Genomic DNA, 18,560 nt, shown 5'->3' with positions numbered 1-18,560 from the left:
CCTCGTCGCCGCCGTCATTCCGAGAAAACGGGCCGCGGAAAGGGTCCCGCGCTGACCGGTGGATTGCGGAGCGGTAGGCGCGGGACCCCGGTTCGCTACTTCGCCGAGTCGCCGAACATCTGGGTGAAGTCCGGAACGCCTGCGCGGTTGTGGGTCTTGGCGAAGGTTGCCCGCGCCCTCTCGGCCACGGGGGAAACTTCGACCTCCACCTCGGGGAATTCATTCTCCGAGGTGTTCCGTGCGGTGTTGTCAGCCATGTTCGCCTCCAAAGCGACGTTGCCGGCAGTTCTCGGCGAGCGTACGACAGGATTTGCCGGGCGAACAAGAGGTGGTATTCGGACGGTCGATTACCGGATGCAATCATAAAGTCATATCGAGAGAATGTGTTCTAATCGAATTGCTCGTCGTCCCACTGAGGAGTGGTCACTTTTCCGGACGCCCGGTCCCGGCGCAGGACCGCGTACCCGACCGCGTCGTGAACCGCTCCGTTCGACGACGGCCACCCGTCCCGGTAGTGCGCCTCCTTGACGTAGCCGCAGCGCCTGAGGACGCGTCGCATCGCGACGTTGTCCTGTCGTGTGTGGGCCTCGATGCGCTGCGCGTGCGGGAACTCCTCGAAGACGTACCCGGTCAGCCAGTTCACGGCCGACGTGCCGATCCCGTGACCGCGGTCCTCGGCCCGGAGCCGCAGGTCGAACAGGGGTGTCCGGTCTCCCAGGTCCATGAGCCGGAGCAGACCGACGGTGGCCCCGTCGGCGTCGATCCAGAAGGTCCTGGTCTCCCCGCTCTCGAAGCGGCCTTCGGTGATCCATCGGTCCACGGTTTCGCGGTCCACTGCGCTGGTGCCGTGGAAGGGCCAGTTCTGGCTGGTCAGAAAGCGGATGAGGGGTTCGGACTCGGAGGCGGAGAAGCGCCGGAAGATCATATTCACGGCGTCACTCTACGGGCCTCGATCAGCCTTCTGTGCCCGGTGGCAGGAAGTCCTGGGCAGAGGTTCGAAGGTGATTCAAGGTCTGGATATCGACGCTGGAGGGGGTGCAGGTCAGGGAATAATACGCCGGGCGATTTCCGGTGCAGCAGAAAGTGATCGGATCATCCTGCTCGGGGGATGCGTCCGGCCATTTCCTGGCTCATGAGGAAGTTTCCGCGTGCAGCCGCGTGCATGAATCCGTTGATTCTGGTGGGCGGGACCTCTGATTCCGGTGTGCGGGACGTCTGGAAGAGCGTCGAGAATGCCCGGGGTCCCCGTCGCGCGGGTGGCTCCGTTCGGCCCGACGTCAGTGCCCGTGCAGCGGCCGGAGCGGGCTGGAATCGGCCATTCCTCGAAACCGTGGTCATTCCGGCGGTTCCGGGGATGTGCGCTCCGGCGTGTGCGCCGGGAATTCGCCGTGCACGCCGGGAATTGGCCGGGCACGCATGGCTCTCGGTGTGAGCTGCGGGCTCCTCCGCCCCGTTCGACCGTGGGACGTGAACGCCTTTGCGACCCGTCGCCGACGAGGCAGGTCCGGCCTTGCGTCTCATCGCGCGGATGTCGGCCGCGCGCAGCGAGCCGACGCGGTGGCACCCCGGGAATCGTGGGTGTGGGGACAACAGGGGCGGGCCTGTGCCCTCGCGTACCCGGCCGTAGGCGCGACCGGCTCGCCGACGGCCTCGACGGCCTCGACGGCAGTGCGCCAGGCAGCCGTCACGGCCCGGTGCGCGGCCGCGGTGGCCGCCTCGATGTCCAGCGGCAGTCGGAGGGGCGCACCGACATGTACGTGGAAGCGGGGACGTCGGGCAGGGGCGGTGAGGAGTCCCGCAACCTGCTTGAGTCCGCTGCCGGACGCGACGCGCCGGGCGCCGGCCTGGCCGACCGGGATGATGCAGACCCCGGAAGCGGCGGCCAGCCGGGCGGGACCACTGCGGAAGGCTCCGGGGGCGGCTTCCCCGGCATCGCCGCGTGGAGGAATGCCTCCTTCGCCGTAGACGAGCACGTGTCTTCCGGCGGCGAGCGCGGCGGCGGCGCCCTCGAGCGCGTCGGCCGCCCGGCCGGTGCGCCGGTGAACGGGTACATGGCCTTCGCGGTCCAGGAGGTACCTCAGGACGGGAACGCGCCACAGCCCGGCGGTGGCGAGGACGACGGGCTCGATGCCCATCCTGTGCAGAGCGGCCAGGACGATCCCGGGATCCGCCAGGGAGGTGTGATTGGCGACGAGGATGCCGGGAGCCGGGGCGGCGGCCGGATCCGCCGACGTCGTCAGGCGCCCGAGAGCGGGGACGACGGTGGTGGCCAGTTGGCTGAGCACGGGACTCCTGGGACTCGGGCGTCCGGGTGATGAGGGTTCCGGCGCTGGGGTTTCGGGCGTCGCGTCGACGTGGTGCTCATCGTCACGCAGTGGCCGGCCGGTGGCCTGAGTCCGGGTACTCATCCCGGAGGAAGGCGAGGTGCGCACCTGCTCAGCGGGTTCTGCGGGACCCGGTGCGGACAGGCGGCCTTGCGCCACCCCGCCTGCTGTGCACGGAGGTTCGGCGTGAGCTCCCCGGGTCGCACCGATCGGGGAGCACGTCCCGAACGCCGGTACACGCCCCCGGCCCGGACGGCTGCGCCGGCGGGTGGTGACGACCTCTTTCCCGGTGACGGCTTCCTTCCCGGTTGCGACCTCCTTCCCGGCCGGCTGCCGGCCGACCGGGCCCTGAGGGCATGGACGTCCGAGATGTGCTGGACCACCCCGCCGACGAGCACGGCCTGGCCGACAGGCTCACCACGTTCCTGTGGAGCGAAGAGCATCCGGGCTCGCAGACGCGCCGGCAACGGACGGGAGCGGTGGATACGGCATCGGCAGTCAGGCCGGCGGTTCGGACAGGCATCGGAACCGGGACCGCCCGGCCGCGGCTCCGCACCCGTACGGTGGCCTCGCCAACCCGCCGCTTCCGCGGGGCCCTTGCCGCGTCGTCGGGCCGGTGGACGTGTCCGCTCCGACGGCCGGTGCGCACACCTGCCGTCGCCCCTCGGGGCCGGAGCCCGCGGACGGCCGTCCCGAGTCAGCCGGTTCCCTCGACGTAGGCCGCCAGGTTGGCCAGCGAGGACGCGATACCGGCCTCGTGCACCGCTTGGTCGATGCCCGGCGGCACGCCTGTGGCGGTGACGGTCACCTCGGTCCCGTCCCCTGTGGCAGTGAGGTTCCAGGTCATCGTCATGGTGCCCGCGTACGCGGGATCGTCGGCCTCGAACACCGCCTGCTGCACCACGCGTTCCGGTGGCACGAGCTCGGCGAACCCGACATCGACGACATCGGTCCCCTCCGAGGACTTGCCCGGCCCGCCCGTGGGGTCGAGGTAGGTGAGAACCATCCGGAACCCGCCGCCGGGCCGGGGATCCCACCGCTCGACACGCCCGCGCATGCCGTCCGGCGGTAACCACGCCTCAAGGGAATCCCGGTCGAGGAGGGCGCGGTACACGGCCGCCGGTGGTGCCGCGACCACCCGTCCGGCGCGGTCGGTCCTGGGGGGCCTCACCTGGATCCGCCGACAGGCGGGCCGACCACCCGCACGATCCCGGCCGCGCGCACGGCGGCCCTGACCTGGCCAGGACCCGGACGAGGATCGGGGAGATCCACGGTCTCGAGTACCTCAGGGCCCCCGAACGTGTGGAAGAGGACTGCCTTCATTCTTCGCTCCGAACTCGCCACAGGTGTCGCGGCCGCTCCGCGGGCGGTCAGTCTCTCAGCCCCGCGTGCCGGGCCGGTCGCACCGCGCCACGGAGAGCAGGGGCCGGTGTCCCTGCGTGGATCCCCGGACCCGGCGTCCCGTTCCCGGCCGCCGCGCTCATGCCTGTGTGCTGCCGCACCGCGGTGCGGCAGCACACAGAGGGAGACGGGCCGGGCGGTCAGCCGGTGTACTGGGCGAAGACGCGGGTGAACTCCCACGGCTGCTGGGAGACGCCCGAACAGGTGTCCGCCCCACCGCCGGTGCAGGGCCGGTCACGGTTGACCGACCAGAACGTCAGCCGTGCGAGGTGGCGCTGCTGGGCGTAGCCGAGGATGGTGCGGAAGTCCGCGACGGTGACCGTCTCGGCGTTGTCGGTGACGCCGTTCATCGACGAGATACCCGTGTGCCGGTAGGCCTGGTCGTCCGAGTAGCCGTAGGCGCTCTTGACCGTGTTCTTGAGCCCCTCGGCGGCGCGGACGGTGAGCTGGCCCATGTTCTGACCGCTGCCGCCGAAGTTGAACGGCATGATCGTCCAGCTGTCCACCGTGAGCCCGGACGCGGCCGCCTTGCTGATCAGGCTGCTGTCGGGGCCGTTCTGGCCGGTCCCGAAAGTGACGTACAGCTTGATCCCCGGGTTGTTCGCCCGGACCGTCTTCAACGCGTCGACGGTGCGCTGCTGGACGGTGGGGCTGTCGTAGGCCGCCGCCTCGATGTCGATGTCGATCGCCTTGAGCCCGTAGGCGTTGATGACCTTCTGGTAGGCGGCGGCCAGCTCGGCGGCGCTGCCGCAGGAGCTCTCCAGCTTGTTGCCGCTCCAGCCGCCGAACGACGGGATCACGTCGCCCCCGGCGGCGCGGACGGTGTTGACCGTCTGCTGGTCGACACCGCCCGTGAGGGGGCGGCCGCCGTCCCACTGCGGGTTGCAGTAACCGTTGCTGAGGACGAACGCGAGGGTGAACCACTTGACGCCGGTCGCGTTCATCACGGTGGTGGGGCTCGGCGGGCTGCCCCAGCCGTTGTAGAGGTACGGCGCCACGGCCATGGCACCCGGCCCGGGGGGTGTGGTGCCGCCGCCCGGCGCCGTCCACTTCTGGTTCGCGGCGCCGGTGCACGTCCAGATCTGGAGCCGTGTGCCGTTGGCGGAGGTGTTGCCCGTCACGTCCAGGCACTTGTCCGCCTGGGGGTTGACGATGTCGCGTGCGGCGCTGACGGACCACTGCTGCGCGGCACTCCCGTTGCAGGTCCACAGCTGGGTCCGGGTGCCGTCGGCCGTCCCGCCGGAGGCGACGTCGAGGCATTTGCCGAGGGCGCGGATGGTTCCGTCGCTCCCGGTGGTCCACTGCTGGGCCGCGCTGCCGTTGCAGTCGTAGAGCTGTACGGCCGTGCCGTCAGCCGTGGCGGCCCCGGCGACATCGACGCACTTCCCGCCCAGCCCCGTGATCTGTCCGGTGGCCGTCACGGCCCCGCTCGCCGGGGTGACGACCAGGCCGGTGAGCAGCGCGGCCGCCGCTGCCGCGCCCAGGCCACGCCGCAGGGCGCGGCCGAGCGGAAGGGGCGTCACCGGGTCACCGTCCACTTCTGGTTCGCGGCGCCGGTGCAGGTCCAGATCTGCATCCGGGTGCCGTTCGCCGAGCTGCTGCCTATGGCGTCGAGACACTTGTTGGCCTGGGGGTTGACGATGTCACGTGCCGCAGGGACGGCCCACTGCTGGGCCGCGGTGCCGTTGCAGTCCCACAACTGGACGGGCGTGCCGTCGGCCGTCCCGGCGGACGCGACGTCGAGGCACTTGCCGAGGGCCCGGAGCGTGCCGTCGCTCCCGACGGTCCACCGCTGCGCCGCCGTGCCGTTGCAGTCGTAGAGCTGCACGGGCGTGCCGTTGGCGCTGTTGGCGCTCGGTACGTCGAGGCACTTGCCGCCGATGCCGGTGACGGGTCCGCCGCCACTCGGCTGCCCGCTGTCGGTGCTGACGCGGACGTAGTCCACGACGAGCTGCTGGGGGAAGGACGTGCTGCCGTCGGGGTCGCCGGGCCAGTAGCCGCCGACCGCCAGGTTGAGGATCACGAAGAAGGGCTTGTTGAAGACCCACTGCTTTCCGCCGAGGTCGGCGGGGGTGCGCCGCTGGTAGACCGTGCCGTCCACGGACCAGGTGATGGCGTTGGGGCTCCAGTCGACGGCGAAGGTGTGGAACGCGTCGGCGAAGGCCTGGCCGCCTGGCAGGGAGTAGCCGGCGCCGATCCCTCCGGAGCCGGAGTAGCCGGGTCCGTGCAGGGTGCCGTGGACGGTGCCGGGTTCGAAGCCGACGTTCTCCATGATGTCGATCTCACCGCTGTTGGGCCAGCCGACGCTTCCGATGTCCGCGCCCAGCATCCAGAAGGCGGGCCAGATGCCCTGACCGCGCGGGATCTTCATCCGGGACTCGACACGGCCGTACGTGGTCGTGAACTTTCCGGAGGTGTTCAGGCGGGCGGACGTGTACTCGCACCGGCCGTACCAGCACTGGTAGTTGCCGGGGTTCTCCTTGCGCGCGGTGATGACGAGGTTGCCCTGGCCGTCGAGGGTCGCGTTGCGGTTCCCCGCGGTGTAGTACTGCCGTTCGTGGTTGCTGACGTTGTCGCCGGTCTCGATCTGCCACTTCGCGCCGTTCACGGCAGAGCCGGCGGCACCGTCGAACTCGTCGGAGAACGTCACGGCGGTCGGTGCGGCCGCGACGGCGGTGTGTGCGGACGGTTCGGCGGTGGGGGAGGGCGCACCTTGGGCCAGTCCTGCTGACAACGAGGTCAGCGTGAGCGCCGAGACGAGCAGGAGGAGCAGACGTCTGGGCAGACGCGCGGGATCCATGACGTTCCCTTCGAGGGACATGACGAGGAAGTGAAATGGCATGCGCATGACATTCGGCGAGATGAACTGGTGCCCCGCTGAATGACGGAAGGGTGTGACGCGGTTCGGGGAAGAGGTGGGGGACTTACTTCACTACGTGATTTAAGAAGTGAACGATAGGCCTGTCAAGGGCCTGGTATGGACCAAACGCTTTGAACGGGCGCGCCGACCGTGGATGCGCCGCCACCGGCACCAGGGTGCCGAACCCGGGTGCGGTGGCTGCCGGGACCGGCCGGTGGACCGAACCTCGGTGCGCCCAGGGTGGGGTGATTCCGTCCTGGGTAGGTCCGAGGGGCATCGAGGTGCCGGAGGCCGGGCGCGTTCGGGTCGGCGGTCACTCTGCGCGCCGGGTCCCGTGCGAGCGTCGGGCCGTACCGTGTGCCGGTTTGTGAGCGCTCCCGCTGCTCCGGCACGTCGACGGCGCACCGCGGCAAGGGATCCAGGACCACGAACGACAGGATTCCCGGCGCGCCGAGCCGCAGCAGTTCCCGGAATCCGGGCCGTCAGGCCGCCGGGCCGTCGAACCGCCGGAGTTTCCCCGACAACGAAAGGAACGCTCATGCAGATACCTCACCCCGTCTCCCGTAGGGCCTTACTGATGGCCGCCACCGCGGGGGCGGTCGTCCTGGCCCGTCCCTCCCATGCGTCCGCAGCCCCCTCCTTCCGGCCCGCCGGCCCTGCCTCGACCTTCCGGACGGTGGGCCGGGTGAAGAAGGGCGCAGACGGATCCGTGCAGTACACCTGGCCCGGCATCGCCTTCGAAGGGCGGTTCAGAGGGACCGGCGTCGGGATCGTGCTCGACGATTCGGGCAACGACTACGACGTCCAGATCGACGGACGGACCGTCAGCACGCTGGTGACGCCCGGTCGCGCCACGTCCTGGGTCGAGGGCCTCGCCGACACGGAGCACGGAGTGCGACTCGTCAAGCGGACGGAGAGCCCGTGGGCCGCCGGCCGGTTCGGCGGCTTCGTAGCGGTGCGAGGCGGCGCCGTCCTCCGGCCTCCCGCCCCGCGCCGCAGGCAGATCGAGTTCATCGGGGACTCCTACACCGCCGGGTACGGCAATGTCTCCGGTGTGCGCGACTGTTCAGGAATCGGAGGGGTCGACCGCAACAGCAATGCCGATCTCGCCTTCGGCCCGCTCACCGCCAGGAGGCTCGGCGCCGACTACCAGCAGAACGCGTTCTCCGGCCGTGGCATGGTCCGCAACTACAACGGAGGCGAACCCGGAACCGACTACCGCACCTCCTATGACCGGGCCCTGCTGAACGTGGACGGTGACGTCTGGCGCAAGCCGGGTTCCTGGCGCCCGCAGCTCGTCGTCATCGGACTGGGCATCAACGACTTCTCGACCCCGCTCGGTCCGGACGAGCCCTGGGCCACCGAAGAAGGTCTGGTCGCCGCCTACGCGAGCGCCTATCACGGCTTCCTCGACACCCTGCGTGCGCGTTACGGCCCCCGGACCTTCGTGCTCGTCAGCAGCACTGCGGTCTCCCTCACCACTGCGTTCGCGGACACCACTCGGCGCATCGTCGAGGAGCGGAACGTGCGGGGCGACAGACGGATCGGGCACTGGCACTACGACGATCCAGGGCTCGACCGCCTCGGCTGCGACTGGCACCCGTCACTCCAGGACCACCGGATCATCTCGGCGCTGCTCGACCAGAGGCTCGCCGCTCTCCCGCTGGACTGGTGACCGGGCGGACGGTCCGGGCCTTCCGGGGTCCGGACCTCCGTGGGTGGCCGGGTGGTCGGGTGGTCCGCCCGCCCGCCCGCCCGCCCGCCCGGCCGGTCGGGCGGCGCGGGCGGTGGCGTGCGGAGGGCCGCGTCACGCCGCTTCCGGTGCTGCGGACAGGCTCTGCTTCACGTACCGGCTGACGTCGTCGGCGAGCACCTCGGCCAGGCCCTCCTCGATGCCGGCCAGGGCCTGCGCGGCCACATCGGCCGGGTCGGCCCTCTGGTCGGCGGGTACGCCCGCGGCCATGTCGGTGTTCATGTATCCGACATGGAGGGCGGTGACGGCGATGTTGCGCGGCGCCAACTCCTCGCGGAGCGCGTCGGTCTGGGCCCATGCGGCCGCCTTGGACGCGGCGTAGGAGCCGAGCCCGGCGGGGTGCAGCCAGGACAGCACGGACAGGACGTTGAGGACGGAGCCTCCGCCGTTGGCCTCGATGGCCGGGGCGAACGCCCGGGTCGTGGCGAGCGGGCCGAAGAAGTTCGTCTCCATCTCGTGGCGGACGGCCTCCAGGTCCCCGGTGAGCAGCGTGGCCGCCGTGGAGATGCCGGCATTGTTCACCAGCAGCGTCGCGTCCGACGCCACCCGGGCCGCGGCCAGGACGGATTCCTGGTCGGTGACGTCGAGAGCGAGCGGGACGGCGCCGGGTACATCGACTGTCTCGGGGCGCCGCGCGGCGGCGTACACCTTCGCCCCGCGCTGCACCAGTTGGACGGCCAGGTGGCGTCCCAGCCCCCGGTTCGCGCCGGTGACCACTGCTACCGCGTCCTTGATCTCCATGCCTGCTCCTCATGTCCACGGGTGGGTCCTGATGATCGGGACCGTATTAGATTATGATCGACATCTTACGTTGGCATAGAGTAGATGTCGACCGACATCCAAGCGGGGAGGTGGCTCATGGGCCGCGTATCGCAAGCTCAGGCGCAGGAGAACCGTCAGCGGATCGTGGACACCGCCTCCCGGCTCTTCCGGGAGCAGGGCACCCACGTCAGCGTCGCCGACCTGATGAAAGCGGCGGGCATGACGCATGGCGGCTTCTACAAACAGTTCGCTTCGAAGGATGCACTCGTCGACGAGGCGACAGCCCATGCCTTCGGTGAGCTCACCGAGCACCGGACGGCCGAACTCGGCCGTCACGCGGGCCGGGAGGAGGCGCGGCAGGCGTTCGTCGACGCCTATCTCTCCGTCGAGCACCGTGACGGCGCGGCGGACGGCTGCCCCGTCGCCGGGCTCGCGGCGGACGTGGCGCGCACGAGCGGTGACAGTGAGGCCCGCCGGGTCTATGCGGAAGGGGTCGGCGACTTCGCCGAGTGGCTCGCTCCCGAAGACGGTGACGGCATCGCGCAGCTGTGCACGATGATCGGGGCGCTTCTCCTGGCCCGGGCGACCGAGGGATCACCGCTCTCCGAGAAGATCCTCACCGCCGCGCGGGACGCGCTGACGCCCGGTGGCTGACGTCCGCGCATCCTGCGGCCGACCTCCTGGTGTCCGTCGGTCGGCCCGGGAGTGTGGCTTCTGCTGTCCTCCGTCGCGTCGGGGCCGGCGCCGGTGCGGCGGTGTCATGGCCGCGGGCGTGCCGCCGGGCCGGGCCGGGCGCTGACGTCGGCGGGGGAGAGGGTGGTGTGCCCGCGCTCGCACTCGACCGACACGCGTACGGGAGCTCCGCACGGGTCGTGCCGGAGATCGAGGACAGGCCCCTCCGCTTCGTCACCCGTGTACGCCTCGCCCCACTGCCTCAGTGCCACCAGCACCGGCCACAGGTCCCATCCCTTGCGGGTCAGGCGGTACTCGTTGCGGGAGCGGCTGCCGGGCTCCTGGTATGCGACGGTCCTCAGGACGCCGGCCGCCGTCAGCTTCCTGAGGCGGTCGCTGAGGACGGCCTCCGAGAGGCCGATGTGCCGGCGGAACTCGTCGAACCGGCGGACACCGTTGGTCGCGTCGCGCAGGATCAGCAGCATCCACTTCTCCCCGACCAGGTCGAGCGTGAGCTGGACCGGGCAGTTCTCCGTGCTCATCTCAAGCCACTCCATGACGACATCCTAGGGCGCTGACTGCGTGATTGACAGCCAGGTGGGGTGAAGCTAGCTTCGCTCACTGAAGTCAGATCGAGGGGAGCGGGAACGTGGGACGGACGCGTACGTATCAATGGGAGGACCCCGCGCCCACGGCTGCGGCCGTGGGCCGGTCGTCCGGGCTGGACTTCCTGCGCGACATCCGGGAGGGGCGGCTCGCTCCGGCGCCCGTGAGTGAGGCTGTGGGGTTCGAGCTCGACGAGGTCGAGAAGGGGCGCGTGGTGTTCACGCTGGTGCCGGGGGAGGAGCACTACAACCCCATCGGCAGCATGCACGGGGGTATCTACGCCACCCTGCTCGACTCGGCGGCAGGCTGCGCGGTCCAGTCGACCCTGCCGCCGGGCATGGCGTACACGTCGCTCGACCTGACCGTGAAGTTCCTGCGGCGGGTCACGGTGGACACGGGCACGGTCCGCGCCATCGGCACGGTGGTCAGTGCGGGCCGTCAGACCGCTCTCGCGCAGGCTCAGTTGGTCGATGCGACGGGCCGCGTGCTCGCGCATGCGACCAGTACCTGCATGCTGTTCCCGCTGCCCGCCGACTGAGCGCGGTGGGCGCCCGCAAGAGCACCGACATCTGCCGCTCGGCGATGAGCCACGTCGAGTCGTGCTTCGCCTCGACCTGGGGCGCCGTTTCCTGTCGCTGTCAGAGCGGCATGAGCACTCCGGGAAGGAGCTGTGCCCTTGTTGCCCCGCAAGGTGAAAGATCGGAAGGCGGGGCTGCCCGGCTGGTCCTGGATCACCGTGTACGACCGCTACCTCGACGGTGAAGATCTGGAGTCTCCGTCCGAACTCCTCATGGCCTATGGGGGAGCGCCTCTTGAGCAGGGGAGGGGGTGTCGCCCAGGAACAGGAATCGACCCAGCCCTGGTCGGTCGGGCCTCTGATCCGCGGTGCAAGCGGTCCGCTCATCGATATCGGGATGGGCTGGAGCGTCGCTGAAGAAGCGTCTGACTGCGCGGCAGACCTGGCAGACAAGGCGGGGCCGATCTGGTTCGACGTGGAGCAGAGCCGGCTCATGTCCTGAGCGGCATGGCCGATCGCCGATCAGCGCTGCGGTTATGCCGACGAAGGTGAGGAAAGGTTCAGCCTCGCGTTCGTCAGGCCGGTGCAGGCGGTGGCAGCCGGTCGGCCAGGACGTGGCTCTTTTCGGCCACCCGGCGATCGCGGCCCAGCCGCTGTGAGGACTCGACGCCCTTGCGGGCGATGCAAGGACGGATGGTCCGCTTGCGGGGCCATCGGGCCAGGTGGTCGGATTCTTCAGTTCACCTGGTCAATTCGGATCACTCGAACCACACCGTCCGGACCCGGTCCCTGCATCCCCTGCCTGCGGTGGCGCACGCTTATGCGCCTTGGAGCTGAGCGAGGCTGTGCCCGCGCCGACGGAGTGGACAGTGACCCACCTGCCTGGAGCCCCCTTCATGGGGGCTCTCGTTCCCGACGAGAGCCCGAACTTGGAACCGACCGTCCACATGCACAGCCACGGCAGGCACGTCATCCCTTACGAGATCATGTGCTGGTTCATGGACGAGGTCGCAGACCAGGTGGAACGCTGCCGGGCCGCGATGGCCCACGGGGCTACCGGCTCAGTGAAATGATCACGGTCGTGGCTGGTGTGATCACTGTGTCTGAGACGTCGTGGACGACCCTGTCACCGGGCTGAGCCCACGCTCGTTCGGGAAGCCGGTGACCATGCTGCGACGCAAGGGTGCGGATGCGGTCCGCAAGGGCCGGCCGTGGAGGCTTCCATCGGGGGACCGGACTCTGCCACACGAGCCCTGACGCGCGACAAGGCGGTCGAGCCGGACTCGCGCGGGGCGTTCGAGATCCTGAAGGGCTGCCAGGGCGCGGGCGGCGTGATCCCCTCGCTGCCGCGGCCACTGGGTCAGAATCTTCGCAGGCCAGAAGGCCCTCACTATCGCCCACGCCCGATCCGGGCCGTCAGTGAACAGGCCATCGACATCCTCAAGGAGGGCGCTTCTGCGCAAACTCCGTTGCAGCACCACCCGCATCACCGACACCATCAAGGCCGCCCTGGTCGTTCAGTTCGTCTCCCCCGGCGTGAGACCGGCGCGGGAAAGGGCAGTGGTGGCATCAACACGCCGAAGGAGCACGCCAACCGTGGCAGAGGTCCGAGTCACCTACGACGATGCTGTGGACGCAGCGTACGTGTATCTCATTGATCCGCAGGTCCGCGCAAAGTCCGCGCACACGTATCCCTGCGACCCGGTCGATGTCGACGGCATGATCAACCTTGACTTCGACGAGCAGGGACGCCTCATCGGCATCGAGGTCCTGGCGGCCAGTTCCAAGCTTCCCGCATACCTGCTCAAGTCGGCCCAGCGCCCGGGCGCTGAAGGCGCATGGACCGAGTGACAGAGAGCAGGCGGAGTCAGCACACCGCCTCGCACTGCATCAGCTCGGAAAGGCCCCGGTACGGCAAGGCCGCGTGCCCGGCCTCGCCGGCGCGCAGGTGCTCGACTCTCGTTTGACGTCGAGCCGCCGACCACGCATCCGTCTCCGCGATGTCCGCCAGGCCGCGGCCGATGTCGGGCGTGCAGTCGAGGACGGGACCCCCGCGCTGTTCGTCCCGGTCCGAATCGACAACGACGCAGAGAGCGGAAGGCGCGGTGGAGCTGTTGCTCCTGCCGGCCAAGGCGGCGTCGAAGGCTCGGCAGGAGCGAGATGCGCCCGAGCGTCGGGCCGTGGAAGCGGTCGCTTGCCGCCCTCCTGGAGGGGCTTCGCCCGGCGGCGCCTCGCCGCAAGCTCTGCACGCGGGCTCCAGCGTTGGCAGGTCGCGCGCCGGCGCCGGGATCTCCGGCCGGCCTGACGATTCTCCCCTCTGGTTCATCCGATATGTCGCCCTTCGCCCTTACGCTGACAGCTCTGACCAACCGTCACGAAAGGGGAAACCAGTGGCATCTCTTCTCAATCCGTACCTCAGCTTCGCCGGCGACGCCCGGCAAGCCATGGAGTTCTACAAGAACGTCCTGGGCGGCAATCTGACGCTGCACACCTACGGCGACGCCGGCGGTGGCAGTGCCGGGCAGAGCGACAAGATCATGCACGGCACCCTCGAGACAGCCGGCGGGTTCACGCTGATGGGTGCCGACAACCCTCCTGGGACCGAGCACAAGCCGGGGAACAACTTCGCCGTGAGTCTGAGCGGGGACGACGCGGCCGAACTGCGCGGCTACTGGGAGAAGCTGTCCGCCGGCGCCACCGTGTCGGTCCCTCTGGAGAAGCAGATGTGGGGCGACGTGTTCGGCATGTGTACGGACACGTTCGGCATCGCGTGGATGGTCAACATCAGCGACCGGTAGACCTGACCGGATGACCCGTCGGCGAACGAACGATCCGGTCGCCGCACGTACCGTGCGGACGGCGATCGGGCCGCCGCGCGGGCGGGTCGGCCGCGGGCGGGCCCTGCCGTCGGTGCGAGTTCTCGGCAGCCGGGGGCCGTGCACCCGACGGGCGCTCCCGTGTGAGCGGCCCCGTCCACCGGCCCCCGATCGCCCCGATCGGTCGGGCGATGCCGCGCGGCTCCTCCCGTGCTCTGGAGCGTGATGCCGTGATCAGGCCCGAGCTCACCCGCGCCTTCAGGCGAAGACGGCGCCGAGGGCCGGAGGCTGCGCAGGGTCGGCGACGGTCCGGAAACGTGAGCCCGGCGTTCGAGCCGGCGGCCGTCCGCAGTTCCGCCTCCGCGTGGAGACAGGACGAGTGCGGCGGGAAATACTGGACGACGTGAGCGCTTCGGCGCGTACCGGTCGTCGACGATGAGGAGTCCCAGGTGGCCACGCGGTTCATACTCGACTGCGACACGGGTTCCGACGACGCCGTCGCGATCTTCGCGGCCACGGCGCATCCCGGGCTCGAACTGGTCGCCGTCACCACCGTGAACGGGAACGCCGCGGTGGAGCACACGACCGAGAACACGCTGCGCGTCCTCGACCATGCCGGCGCCCGCGTACCCGTCCACGCGGGTGCCGCCCGACCTCTCGCCCGGCCCGACTTCCCTGTGCCGCGTGCGGTCCTGAACGCGGGCAGCGCATTCCAGCGGGCCCACCTCGACTTCCCCGCAGCGGTGTCCGTCCCCGAGCGGCGCTCCGCCGTCCCGTTCCTCGTCGACGCGTACATGGACGACTCCTACGCCGATGTGACCCTCGTGGCGACCGGACCGCTCACCAACGTGGCGCTCGCCCTGGCCACGGAACCGCGCCTCGCCGCGCGCATCCCCCGGCTCGTGATCATGGGCGGGGCACACGGGAACGGAAACGTCACTGCTGCCGCGGAGTTCAACTTCTGGGTGGATCCCGAGGCGGCCTCAGCGGTCCTCGGCGCCGGAATCCGGGACGTCGTCATCATGTCCCTCGACGCCACGCACAGTGCACCGCTGTCCCGCGCCGACTGCGACGCGTTCGACGGGATCGGCACCCCTGCGGCGTCGGGTGCCGCGCAACTCATCCGCCATCGGATCGAGCACGACCAGGCGGGCGTCGAGGGGAGCGACGACGTGTCCTCGCCCGTCCACGACCCCATGTGCGTGGCGTTCCTCGTACGGCCGGACGTCGTCACGGAGAGCGTACGGGCCTTCGTGAGCGTGGAGACGACGGGCAGCCGGACCCTCGGCGAACTACTCGTCGACACCAGGCCCTGGTGCCCCGAACCGCCGAACGCCACCGTCGCCCTGCGCGCGTCGGCCGAGGTCTACCGGGACTTCCTCCGGACCGCCTTCCTCGCGAACTGAGGTGTGGCGAGGGCGGGCCGTCCCGGGCCGCCGGGGGCTTCGTGCACGGGTTTCCTGCTCGCGCTGCCGGAGGCCGGCTTCCGGGCTGTTCCTCCTCCGTGTGCCTCTTGCGTGAATATGTGGCGGTTGGCGCTGTAGTCGCGCCGGAGCAGGGCAGGAGACCGGTGTGGCCGGGAGGCCCGCTGCCCGTGCAGGGAACCGCACGCCTCCAACGGCGGGCCTCCCGGCCACCCCCGTGCGCGCACGCCGGACACCGCGGGCGGTGTCACTCTCCCGCAGGTGGCGGCGCGGTGCTGTCGCGCACCACCAGCCGCGTGGGGACGAGGGTGGTGCCGTGTTCCGCCTCGTCGTACCGCATCCGCCGCAGCACGCCCTCGACGCACAGCCGCCCCACCTCGGCGAAGTCCTGGTGGACGGTGGTCAGAGGCGGCATGAAGGAACCCGCTTCGGGGATGTTGTCGAAGCCGATGACGCTGACGTCGCCGGGGACGGTGCGCCCCCGCTCGCGGAGGGCCCTCAGAAGTCCCAGCGCCATCTGGTCGTTGGCGGCGAACACAGCCGTGCAGTCCTCCTCGCCGGCGATGCAGAGGCCGGCGCGGTAACCGGATTCGGCCGACCAGTCCCCACGCACCACCGGCGGCACCGGGCGGCCCGCCTCGGTGAGTTCGGCCTGCCAGGCGTCGGCGCGGCGCTGGGCGGCGAAGGACTCCTCCGGCCCGGCCAGATGCCACACCGTGCGGTGGCCGAGGTCCAGGAGATGCCGGACGGCCGCCCGGGCGCCACCGGCCTGGTCGGTGTCGACCACGGTGTAGCGGTCGCCGGCGTCCGAGTCGGCGACGACGACCTGGACGTGGGGAGGCAGTGAGAGTGTCGCCACGTCGAGGAGGTGGACCTCCATGATCACGATGACGGCGTCGACCGCCAGCTCCCCGAGCCGTGAGAAGGCGCCGCGCACCTCGTCCTGCGTGGGCACGGCCACGGGCAGGAGCGTGACCGCGTACCCCTCCTGAGCGGCGGAGGTGGCGATCGCCTCCAGCGTGCGCATGTTGCCCGTGGTGGAGAGGTTGAAGGTGATGACGCCGATCGTGCGGAACTCGCCGCGCTTGAGGGCACGTGCGGCGCTGTTCGGCCGGTAGCCCAGCTCCTTCATGGCGGCCAGGACCTGGCGCCTGGTCTCCTCGGTGACGCCCTCGTACCCGTTGGAGACGCGGGAGACGGTCTGGGACGAGACACCGGCCAGGTGTGCGACGTCCGCCATGGAGGCCGTACGGGAGTGCCCGGCAGCCGGTCTGCCCCTGCGCGTGCCCGCCCGTGGCGCGTTCGTCGAGCTGCCGTCCGCCCTGTCCGCCCTGTCCACCCGTCTCCTCCGTCGTGCGATCCGCCGGATCGCCCGACGACCCTTGACCCTCCACATCATGCCGGTGTAGACATTCGGCCATCAGATGTTTACGTAAACATAGCAGCCCGACCTCGTTCGGAACGCGATGTTCACGCAACCATCTCGACGCTGTGTGCCGCCGGTTCCGAGATGGACGAGCGAGGAACGACATGACAACGCTTGAAACCGTTGCGGGCGCCGACCGGCGCCCGGACCGGCCTCCCGCGAGGCGGGACCGCCGGTCCTGGACGGGGTGGGGCTTCATCGGGCCGTTCGTACTGGTCTTCGCCTTCGTCTTCCTGGCGCCGATCGTCTACTCGGTCCGTCTCAGCCTCTTCCGTGACCAGCTCATCGGCGGCACGACCTTCGTGGGCCTGGACAACTACCAACAGGCGCTCCAGGACGAGCAGTTCTGGTCGTCGCTGAGCCGGGTGTCACTCTTCCTGCTCGTACAGGTGCCGATCATGCTGGGCATCGCCCTGCTCGTCGCCCTCGCACTCGACAGCGGGCGGCTCTACGGCAGGGACTTCTTCCGGATATCGATCTTCCTGCCGTACGCGGTGCCCGCTGTGGTCGCCACGCTCATGTGGGGCTTCATGTACGGCACCCGCTTCGGTCTCGTCAGTGACCTCGGCGACGCACTGGGCGTCTCGCTGCCGGACCCGCTCTCGCCGGGCCTCGTCCTGGCGTCGATCGGAAACATCGTCACCTGGGAGTTCGTCGGCTACAACATGCTGATCTTCTACGCCGCGCTCCGTGTCATCCCGAACTCGCTGTACGAGGCGGCGCAGATGGACGGCGCCGGACAGATCCGGGTCATCACCGCCATCAAACTCCCGGCCATCCGCGGCGCCCTGGTCATCGCGACGATCTTCTCGGTCATCGGCAGCTTCCAGCTGTTCAACGAGCCGAGCATCCTGCAGAAGCTGGCGCCCAACGCCATCACCACCTCCTACACCCCCAACTTCTACACCTACTCGTTGTCCTTCTCCGGTCAGCAGCACAACTACTCGGCGACGGTCGCCATCGTCATGGGGCTGATCACCATGGTCATCGCCTATGTCGTCCAGCTGCGCGGCATGCGCAAGGAGTCGTGAAGCGATGAGCAGCCCCTCCACCACGCTCCCGTCCGCACCCGCCCCGGCCGGCCGGCCCGGCACCGCCCCCCGCCTGCGCGGGCGGGCCGGACACAGTCCGTCCCGTCCCCGGCGCAGCCTGCTGCTGACCATGCTCACCGGACTGGTCCTGCTGTACTCGCTGGTCCCGCTCGCCTGGCTGGTCATCAGCGCCACCAAGACGCAGCAAGGTCTCGCCGATTCGTTCGGCCTCTGGTTCGGCGGCGACTTCGCCCTCTGGGACAACATCACCGAGACCTTCAGCTACCACGACGGCGTCTTCACCCGGTGGCTGCTGAACACCGTGCTGTACGTCGTCGTCGGGGCGGGCGGGGCCACGTTCCTGGCGGTCCTGGGAGGCTACGCCCTGGCCAAGTTCACCTTCCCGGGCAAGCGTGCCGTCTTCGCCGTCGTCATCGGTGCGGTCGCGGTGCCCGGTACGGCCCTGGCCGTCCCCACCTTCCTGATGTTCAGCTCGATGGGGCTGACCGACACCCCGTGGGCCGTGATCATCCCGTCCCTGATCTCGCCCTTCGGGCTGTATGTGATGTGGGTGTTCGCCTCCCAGGCCGTACCGGCCGAACTGCTGGAGGCCGCCCGCATCGACGGGGCGGGCGAGATCCGCACGTTCTTCCAGGTGGTCCTGCCGCTGCTGGCCCCGGGCATCGTCACGGTCCTGCTGTTCACCGTGGTCGCGACGTGGAACAACTACTTCCTGCCGCTGATCATGCTCAAGGACCCGGACTGGTACCCGCTCACCCTGGGGCTCAACAGCTGGAACGCCCAAGCCGCCACAGCCGGCGGAGAGCCCGTCTTCCACCTGGTGATCACTGGATCCCTCGTCACCGTCCTCCCGCTGATCGCCGCGTTCCTCCTGCTGCAGAAGTACTGGCAGTCCGGGCTCGCCGCCGGAAGCGTCAAGGAGTAACCGGGCGCCCCTATCGGGCGCC

Annotated in this window: 17 protein-coding genes and 2 pseudogenes; 9 read left to right on the top strand and 10 right to left on the bottom strand. The window is 69.8% G+C overall.

Annotated elements, in window-relative coordinates; translation table 11 throughout:
- Window positions 1-95 precede the first annotated feature (95 nt).
- The 7 genes and pseudogenes from ACFC51_RS28865 to ACFC51_RS28835 form a co-directional block, all read right to left on the bottom strand.
- On the bottom strand, window positions 96-257 hold the full coding sequence (locus ACFC51_RS28865; protein WP_376373240.1) for a hypothetical protein: 162 nt from the start codon (window positions 255-257) through the stop codon (window positions 96-98).
- A 131-nt stretch (window positions 258-388) separates the two neighbouring features.
- Window positions 389-925: a GNAT family N-acetyltransferase gene (locus tag ACFC51_RS28860; protein ID WP_376531656.1), complete on the bottom strand. Its 537-nt coding sequence runs from the start codon at window positions 923-925 to the stop codon at window positions 389-391.
- Window positions 926-1,517: 592 nt separating this feature from the next.
- Window positions 1,518-2,285, bottom strand: a complete 768-nt coding sequence (locus ACFC51_RS28855) for a lysophospholipid acyltransferase family protein (protein ID WP_376531632.1) — start codon at window positions 2,283-2,285, stop codon at window positions 1,518-1,520.
- A gap of 736 nt (window positions 2,286-3,021) precedes the next feature.
- A complete protein-coding gene (locus ACFC51_RS28850; RefSeq protein WP_376373234.1) occupies window positions 3,022-3,495 on the bottom strand; it encodes an SRPBCC family protein in 474 nt (157 codons plus the stop codon).
- Between the two features lie 35 nt (window positions 3,496-3,530).
- Window positions 3,531-3,647, bottom strand: a pseudogene (locus tag ACFC51_RS28845) (NADP-dependent oxidoreductase); the annotation flags it as partial.
- Between the two features lie 218 nt (window positions 3,648-3,865).
- On the bottom strand, window positions 3,866-5,263 hold the full coding sequence (locus ACFC51_RS28840) for a ricin-type beta-trefoil lectin domain protein (RefSeq protein ID WP_376373276.1): 1,398 nt from the start codon (window positions 5,261-5,263) through the stop codon (window positions 3,866-3,868).
- The gene (locus ACFC51_RS28835) at window positions 5,245-6,525 is read right to left on the bottom strand and encodes a ricin-type beta-trefoil lectin domain protein (RefSeq protein WP_376373275.1); all 1,281 of its coding nucleotides are present in this window, start codon (window positions 6,523-6,525) and stop codon (window positions 5,245-5,247) included. Before ACFC51_RS28835 ends, ACFC51_RS28840 begins: the two co-directional genes overlap by 19 nt.
- 598 nt (window positions 6,526-7,123) lie before the next feature.
- On the opposite strand from ACFC51_RS28835, the gene ACFC51_RS28830 reads away from it, so the two are divergent.
- Window positions 7,124-8,260 carry an SGNH/GDSL hydrolase family protein gene (locus ACFC51_RS28830; RefSeq protein ID WP_376373232.1) on the top strand — a complete coding sequence of 379 codons (1,137 nt, stop codon included), beginning with the start codon at window positions 7,124-7,126 and terminating at the stop codon, window positions 8,258-8,260.
- A 132-nt stretch (window positions 8,261-8,392) separates the two neighbouring features.
- Here the strand turns inward: ACFC51_RS28830 and ACFC51_RS28825 are convergent, their stop codons facing one another.
- Entirely contained in the window at window positions 8,393-9,079 is a 687-nt protein-coding gene (locus ACFC51_RS28825; RefSeq protein ID WP_376531630.1) for an SDR family oxidoreductase, read from the bottom strand.
- A gap of 117 nt (window positions 9,080-9,196) precedes the next feature.
- Here ACFC51_RS28825 and ACFC51_RS28820 point away from each other — a divergent pair, with 117 nt between their 5' ends.
- Entirely contained in the window at window positions 9,197-9,754 is a 558-nt protein-coding gene (locus ACFC51_RS28820) for a TetR/AcrR family transcriptional regulator (RefSeq protein ID WP_376373227.1), read from the top strand.
- 104 nt (window positions 9,755-9,858) lie between these two features.
- Here ACFC51_RS28820 and ACFC51_RS28815 read toward each other — a convergent pair whose 3' ends face one another.
- Entirely contained in the window at window positions 9,859-10,329 is a 471-nt protein-coding gene (locus tag ACFC51_RS28815) for a winged helix-turn-helix transcriptional regulator (RefSeq protein ID WP_376373224.1), read from the bottom strand.
- Window positions 10,330-10,421: 92 nt separating this feature from the next.
- Here ACFC51_RS28815 and ACFC51_RS28810 point away from each other — a divergent pair, with 92 nt between their 5' ends.
- From ACFC51_RS28810 to ACFC51_RS28790, 5 genes and pseudogenes are all read left to right on the top strand, one after another.
- On the top strand, window positions 10,422-10,916 hold the full coding sequence (locus tag ACFC51_RS28810; RefSeq protein WP_376373221.1) for a PaaI family thioesterase: 495 nt from the start codon (window positions 10,422-10,424) through the stop codon (window positions 10,914-10,916).
- 1,060 nt (window positions 10,917-11,976) lie between these two features.
- A pseudogene (locus ACFC51_RS28805) lies at window positions 11,977-12,137 on the top strand (IS5/IS1182 family transposase); the annotation flags it as partial.
- 354 nt (window positions 12,138-12,491) lie between these two features.
- Window positions 12,492-12,746, top strand: a complete 255-nt coding sequence (locus ACFC51_RS28800) for a DUF2283 domain-containing protein (protein ID WP_376373215.1) — start codon at window positions 12,492-12,494, stop codon at window positions 12,744-12,746.
- Between the two features lie 539 nt (window positions 12,747-13,285).
- On the top strand, window positions 13,286-13,693 hold the full coding sequence (locus ACFC51_RS28795; RefSeq protein ID WP_376373212.1) for a VOC family protein: 408 nt from the start codon (window positions 13,286-13,288) through the stop codon (window positions 13,691-13,693).
- Window positions 13,694-14,160: 467 nt separating this feature from the next.
- Window positions 14,161-15,117 carry a nucleoside hydrolase gene (locus tag ACFC51_RS28790; protein ID WP_376531628.1) on the top strand — a complete coding sequence of 319 codons (957 nt, stop codon included), beginning with the start codon at window positions 14,161-14,163 and terminating at the stop codon, window positions 15,115-15,117.
- Between the two features lie 265 nt (window positions 15,118-15,382).
- Here ACFC51_RS28790 and ACFC51_RS28785 read toward each other — a convergent pair whose 3' ends face one another.
- Window positions 15,383-16,375 carry a LacI family DNA-binding transcriptional regulator gene (locus tag ACFC51_RS28785; protein WP_376531626.1) on the bottom strand — a complete coding sequence of 331 codons (993 nt, stop codon included), beginning with the start codon at window positions 16,373-16,375 and terminating at the stop codon, window positions 15,383-15,385.
- A gap of 290 nt (window positions 16,376-16,665) precedes the next feature.
- Between ACFC51_RS28785 and ACFC51_RS28780 the strand changes: the two genes are divergently transcribed.
- Window positions 16,666-17,592, top strand: a complete 927-nt coding sequence (locus ACFC51_RS28780; protein WP_376531624.1) for a carbohydrate ABC transporter permease — start codon at window positions 16,666-16,668, stop codon at window positions 17,590-17,592.
- Window positions 17,593-17,596: 4 nt separating this feature from the next.
- The gene (locus ACFC51_RS28775) at window positions 17,597-18,538 is read left to right on the top strand and encodes a carbohydrate ABC transporter permease (RefSeq protein ID WP_376531622.1); all 942 of its coding nucleotides are present in this window, start codon (window positions 17,597-17,599) and stop codon (window positions 18,536-18,538) included.
- Window positions 18,539-18,560 lie beyond the last annotated feature (22 nt).

The organism is Streptomyces sp. NPDC055962 (assembly GCF_042270185.1).
GTDB lineage: Bacteria > Actinomycetota > Actinomycetes > Streptomycetales > Streptomycetaceae > Streptomyces.
This window is presented reverse-complemented; position numbering and strand designations above follow the sequence as displayed.

Bases quoted from the DNA above. Each gene is read 5' to 3' on its own strand.
- ACFC51_RS28825 (WP_376531630.1), bottom strand. From the start codon at position 9,079: ATGGAGATCAAGGACGCGGTAGCAGTGGTCACCGGCGCGAACCGGGGG.
- ACFC51_RS28785 (WP_376531626.1), bottom strand. From the start codon at position 16,375: ATGGCGGACGTCGCACACCTGGCCGGTGTCTCGTCCCAGACCGTCTCC.
- ACFC51_RS28820 (WP_376373227.1), top strand. From the start codon at position 9,197: ATGGGCCGCGTATCGCAAGCTCAGGCGCAGGAGAACCGTCAGCGGATC.
- ACFC51_RS28780 (WP_376531624.1), top strand. From the start codon at position 16,666: ATGACAACGCTTGAAACCGTTGCGGGCGCCGACCGGCGCCCGGACCGG.
- ACFC51_RS28865 (WP_376373240.1), bottom strand. From the start codon at position 257: ATGGCTGACAACACCGCACGGAACACCTCGGAGAATGAATTCCCCGAG.
- ACFC51_RS28775 (WP_376531622.1), top strand. From the start codon at position 17,597: ATGAGCAGCCCCTCCACCACGCTCCCGTCCGCACCCGCCCCGGCCGGC.
- ACFC51_RS28835 (WP_376373275.1), bottom strand. From the start codon at position 6,525: ATGGATCCCGCGCGTCTGCCCAGACGTCTGCTCCTCCTGCTCGTCTCG.
- ACFC51_RS28830 (WP_376373232.1), top strand. From the start codon at position 7,124: ATGCAGATACCTCACCCCGTCTCCCGTAGGGCCTTACTGATGGCCGCC.
- ACFC51_RS28860 (WP_376531656.1), bottom strand. From the start codon at position 925: ATGATCTTCCGGCGCTTCTCCGCCTCCGAGTCCGAACCCCTCATCCGC.
- ACFC51_RS28815 (WP_376373224.1), bottom strand. From the start codon at position 10,329: ATGGAGTGGCTTGAGATGAGCACGGAGAACTGCCCGGTCCAGCTCACG.